General features: G+C 72.5%; 4 protein-coding genes. All 4 read right to left on the reverse strand.

The features are described 5' to 3' along the window. Nucleotides 1-111: 111 nt before the first annotated feature. Nucleotides 112-1,398: an MlaD family protein gene (locus tag NBW84_RS22240; RefSeq protein WP_250287115.1), complete on the reverse strand. Its 1,287-nt coding sequence runs from the start codon at nucleotides 1,396-1,398 to the stop codon at nucleotides 112-114. Then, nucleotides 1,395-2,717 (reverse strand): MlaD family protein, encoded by a 1,323-nt coding sequence (locus tag NBW84_RS22245; protein WP_250287116.1) that lies wholly within the window; start codon nucleotides 2,715-2,717, stop codon nucleotides 1,395-1,397. Before NBW84_RS22245 ends, NBW84_RS22240 begins: the two co-directional genes overlap by 4 nt. Further along, nucleotides 2,714-4,177: an MlaD family protein gene (locus NBW84_RS22250; protein WP_250287117.1), complete on the reverse strand. Its 1,464-nt coding sequence runs from the start codon at nucleotides 4,175-4,177 to the stop codon at nucleotides 2,714-2,716. Before NBW84_RS22250 ends, NBW84_RS22245 begins: the two co-directional genes overlap by 4 nt. Then, a partial coding sequence (locus NBW84_RS22255) for an MlaD family protein (RefSeq protein WP_250287118.1) occupies nucleotides 4,174-5,304 on the reverse strand: 1,131 nt, incomplete at its 5' end. The genes NBW84_RS22250 and NBW84_RS22255, both read right to left, overlap by 4 nt.

A 5,304-nucleotide genomic window follows, 5' to 3' on the forward strand; every position in this document is an offset into this window, starting at 1 on the left:
GCAGCCACCGCGGCCCCCGGGCCGGGGACGGCAGCCGGCGCGGCACGCCCGGCCGGCGCGGGGGACGGCTCCCCCGCGCCGGCGAGCGCCGGATGGCGGGCCTGCGGACCCTCATTCGGGGTCTTGCTCCACCCGCGGGTACGGACCGGTGAACGGCCCGGGCTTCGCGCCCGTGCCTGGTGCCGGGAACGGGTTGGTGTAGGTCAGGATGTGGTACGGGACGGGTGTCTGGAGGGACTGGTCACTGACCAGCGGGATCAGCCGCAGGTAGTGGGCCCCGGACTCGTCGGTGTACTGCAGGACCGCGTTGAAGTTGGCCAGGTAGGCCGCCAGCTCGGGCCCGTAGGGCTTGATGTACGACAGCATCGGGTTGACGTCCTTCAGGAGCGTCTGCGCCGGTGGGATCGCGCCGCGGACATCACTGCCCAGGGTGGGCACGCGGGTGAGGGTGTCGGGTGCCAGGTCCAGCGCGCCCGACAGCGGGGGCAGCAGCCCGTGCAGGTCCGCCGTGGTGTCGGGCAGCTGCTGCAGCGCCTCGCTCAGCAGCGGCGAGGCCGTCCTCAGGTCGGAGGCGACCGGTGCCAGTGCCCCGGCGAGCTTCGTCAGGGTGCCCGACGCGGTCCTGGCGCTGTCGAGCACGCCGGGTGTCTGCCGCAGCACGTCCTCGACGGCCTGCTGCTGGCCGGCGGTGGCCTGGGTCAGCCGGTTGGCGTTGTCCACCAGGGCGGCGATCTGCCCCTGCCCGGTGTCGAGGGCCCGCAGCACGACGGCGGTCTGCTGCGCCAGCGCCTTGAGGTCCTCGGACTGGGCCGCGATGGCGTCCAGGGCGGTGTGCCCCTCCCGGCCGATGTCGCCCAGCCCGTCGAGGGCCGCGGAGACGTCCTGCTGACGGCCCTCGGTGCCCTGCCCCAGCGACCGCAGCAGGGCGCCCAGCTCCGTGCGGCTGTCCGTGTCCAGGCTGGCGAGCACGTCGCGCAGCTGCGTGCTGGGCTTCACCGCGCCGGCGGGGATGGTACTGCCGGAGGGCAGCACCCGGCCGTCACCGTCGGTGATGTCCAGGTAGCCCTCGCCGACGAGGGAACGTTCGCCGAGGCGCACGCTCACCCCCTCGTGCAGCGGGGCGGCCTTCTTGTCCAGCGAGAACGCGACCCGCAGCCCGTCCGGCCGCCGGGTGACCTCGCGGACCTGGCCGACCTGCACGCCCGCGATCTGCACCCGGCTCGCCTTCACCAGGTTGTCGATGTCCGTGAACACCGCGGAGGAGGTGTACTCACCACCCTCGACCAGCGGGATCCGCGCACCGGTCCCGCGGAACAGGAAGATGAGGATCCCGAGGCTCCCGGCGAGGAACAGCAGGACGGTGACCAGCCGGCCCAACGTCCCGGTCAGTGCTCTCATCGGCTCTGGCCTCCCTGCCGTGTGCCGGTGGCGGTACCGGTGGCGGTGCTGCCGGTGGGCAGGCCGTTCTCCGGTCCGGGGAAGTAGCCGTTCGGCGGCTGCTTCGGCAGTACCCCGGCGGCGGGCAGCGGCACGACCAGGTGCCCGCGGATGATGCTGCCCTGGGCGTCCCCCGCGCCGAACACCGACGAGGTGTTGTACACGAACGCCTGGATGTCGCCGAGGTAGGACACCACCGTCCGGGTGTCGCGGTCGAGGTTACGGGTGATCGGCCGGAAGTTGAGCAGCGAGCTGTCGATCTCGTCGGCCATCGGGCGCAGGTCGGCGACCACCGGCCGGGCCTTGCTGACCACCGGCTTCGCCGAGTCGACGGTGCGCCCCAGCTCGTCGACGGTGCTTTCCAGCCGTTCCAGCGTCTGCGGCAGCTCGCCGGAGGCGCGGTGGAGGTTGTCCAGCGTCGGGTCGAGCTGTTCGGTCAGCTCCTGGGTGCTGGTCAGCGTCCTGCGGAGCTGGTCGGTCAGGCCGGGCAGCTGCGCGATGCTGTCGCGCAGCTGCCCGTCGTTGCCCGCCAGCGTCCCCAGCGTCTGCTGGGTCGCCGTCGCGAGCTGGGCGACCCGCTGGTCGTTGCCGCCGACCGCGGTGGAGATCTGCGACAGCGCGGTCACGAGCTGGCTGATCTTCTCCCGGCGGGTCTGCAGCGCCTCGACCACCGGCTGCAGCTGGGTGATCGTGCCGTCCGTCGCGGCCAGGCCGGCGGGCAGCTCCTTCTCGGACCGCGCCAGCGCGACGTCGGACTCGACGAGCAGGTCGGTGAGGGCCAGCTGGGTGCGCTCGTCAAGATGGCCGAGCACCTCGTCGGCCTGCACCGGCCGGGACGTCTGCTTCAGCGGGATGAGCCCGCCGGAACGCAGCGCCCGGCCGGGCGGCCCCCCGGGGTTGATCTCCACCGACATCTCGTTGAGCGCGTTCTTCGGGCGCAGCACCGCGCGGGCGTTGTCGTACACGGTGTGCCCGGGCTCGATCTCCAGCGTGAGGATGGCCGTCGCGTGGTCGCTGACCGACCAGTCCGCGATCTTCCCGACCTTCACGCCCGCGATCGTGACCTGGTTGGAGCTCGTCGGGTTCACGCCGGGCACCGAGGCGAACTCGGCCTTGACGACCGACCGTTTCGCCCACGGTGGCGTCGAGCTCAGCCGGGACTGGATGATCACGGCTGCCACCAGGCCGAGCACGATGAGGACCGTCACCGCGGTCACGTCACGGCCCAGCCCGGGCACCGTCCTGATCCGCTCCCAGCGGCGACGCAGGGATGCGCTCATGGGAAACTCCTCGACACCAGCGGAAGGTCCAGCGAGGTCACCAGCTTGCCGAGCGCGCCCGCGTCAGGCCCCGCCGCCGGCGGCGGGATCAGGCCCGGCGCGCCCTGCCTGGTGCCTTCCTGCGGCCCCAGGGGCTGCTGCAGGCCGAGGGACTCCAGGTACTGCTCCAGCGGCAGCACCGTCGCGGTCCCGCCGACGGAGTTGACCCCGACCCCGGCCATCAGCCGGCCCGCCGCGCCGTTGCTGTCATGGAACTTGAAGACGTCGTCACCGTGGGAGAACCAGTAGCCGAGCTCCTGGTACAGCAGGTGATCGTTGCCGCCGCCCTTGTAGACCCCGGTGCCGTGCCACGGGGCGAGCACCGTCTGGACGATCGGCCCGTTGAGCCGCTCCAGCACCGGCCCGCGCACGTCGGTCAGGACCCCGTTGGCGTCCTGCGCGGTGGGCACCAGCCGGTCGACCAGCGGCCGGGCGTCCTGCAGGAGGATCCGCAGGTCGGTCGCTACCGGCAGGGTGCGCTCCAGCACCGGGTCGAGCTTGGCCAGCACCGGGTCGAGCTGGCGGGCCGCCGGCCGGAACGCCTGCGCGGTCGTGGTCAGCTTGTCCAGGGTGGGGTCGAGGTCGGCGAGGCCGGCGCGGGTGGTCTGCAGCGTCTGCGGCAGGTCCGCCACCGTCTGGGCCAGCGGCCGGCGCTCGTCCGCGAGCGCCGACGAGGTCGTCGCCAGCGAGGTGATGATCGAGTCGAGCTGGCCGTCCTGCTTGGTCAGGGCCGCCGCCGTGTGCTGCAGGCCGGTGACCACCCCGGTCAGGTCGGTGTCCGGACGGGTGCCGCGGGCGGCGCTGAGCACCACCCCGGCCGGTTCGAGGGTGTCCGGCGCGTCCGTGATGATCTTACGCAGCTCCTCCTGCCCGTCGTTGCGCAGCGTCGCGTCCAGCCGCTCGACCGTGCGCGGGATTGACTTCTGCGCGTCCGGCGTGATGGCGCTGAGGACCTGGTCGAGCTCGACCGGCACGCTGGTGCGCTCCACCGGGATCGTCCGCCCGGCGCCGAAGCCGCCGCCCGGCCCCCCGTGGGTGAGCTCGACGTAGTAGGCGCCACCCACCAGCAGCGTGGGCCGCACCGCCGCGGACGGCTGGTCCCCGAGCTTCCGCAGCACCGATCCGTCGATCTTCATCGACACCAGGGCGGTGTGCCGGTCGGTCTCCTTCACGCCCGTGACGTCTCCGACCTTGACGCCGGAGACCTTCACGACGCTCTTGAACGGTTCGAGCTTGTAGTCCCGCGCGAACTCCGCCTTGACCGTCTCACCGGAGCCCACCGTGATCAGGATGCGGGCCCGGTTGAAGGCGAAGAAACCGACCAGGGCCAGCACGGCCAGCACCACCAGGCCGAGCACCTTGGTGGGTATCCGCTGTCCGAGATGGGCGAGGCTCGCCCGCTGACGCCGCAGCACACTCATCGGGCCGTCCCCCCCACCAGCGGGATACCCGCCGGAAGCCCCTGCGCGCGGTCCTGTGACGCCTGACCGGGCCGGGGGTACTGGTTCAGATAGAAGTTCCCGGACGGCAGCAGACCGCTGGTCACGGTCCCCAGACCGGGGTTGAGCCCCAGCCGGGCGTAGCGGATCCCCGGCGCGGGCCCCTCGGAGACGAAGCTCTGGCCGCGGACGAACAGCTGCCCGATCTCCGGCGCGTACGGCGCCAGCACCCGCAGCGGGGTGAGCAGGTCACCGACCGCCTGCCGCACCGGCGGCGCCAGCGGACGGGCGTCCGCGACCGTGCGGGTCAGGTCCTCGACGGCGGGGATGGCCTGCTTCGCCACCGGGGGAACCTTGCCCGCGACCGGCACCCCCTCCACCAGCACGCCGCGCAGGTCGGCTTCTGACGCGCCCAGCGCTTCCGCACCCGGCTCGAGGTCACGCACCGCCGAGGCGGTGTCGGCCAGCGGCGCGTTCAGCGAGTCCAGCGCCTGCCTGGCTGTGTCCAGCGTGCCCGGCAGCCGCTGCAGGGTGGCGGTCAGCGGCTTGTTCCCGTCCACCGACACCGCCCGCAACGTCTGGTCGGACTGGTTGACGAGGGATGCGATCTGCTGCTGCCGGTCGTCGAGCCGGCCGGCCAGCCGGTCGAGGTCCGTCAGCAGCGTGGGCAGGTCCGTCTGGTCGGACGCGAGCGCCTGGGAGACGGTGCCGATGTCCTCCAGCAGGCTGGGCGCGCTCTTCAGCAGGTCCTGCAGGTCGTCGCTGTGCCCGGCCAGCCCGCCGCCGAGAGCGCGCACCGTCCGGGTGGCCGCGTCCCGGGTCGGCTGGTCGAGCACGTCGAGCAGCTGGTAGAGGTCGGCCGAGTTGACGTTGCGGGTCGCCGCGATGGTCTGGTCGCCGAGCTTGCCGGCCGCCGAGGTACCCAGGTTGAGCTCGACGAACTTCGTCGCCAGCGCCGAGACGTCCCAGATCTCCGCGTGCGCGTCCCGGTAGACGTCGACGTTGCCGTCGAGCTGCATGGTCACCACCGCGGTGCCGTTGACGTAGTCGATCGCGCTGACCCGCCCGACGCGCTTGCTCATCTCCCGGACGCCGTCGTTGACCCGCAG

The sequence above is a fragment of the Protofrankia sp. CiP1_Cm_nod2 genome, assembly GCF_920664355.1.
GTDB lineage: Bacteria > Actinomycetota > Actinomycetes > Frankiales > Frankiaceae > Protofrankia.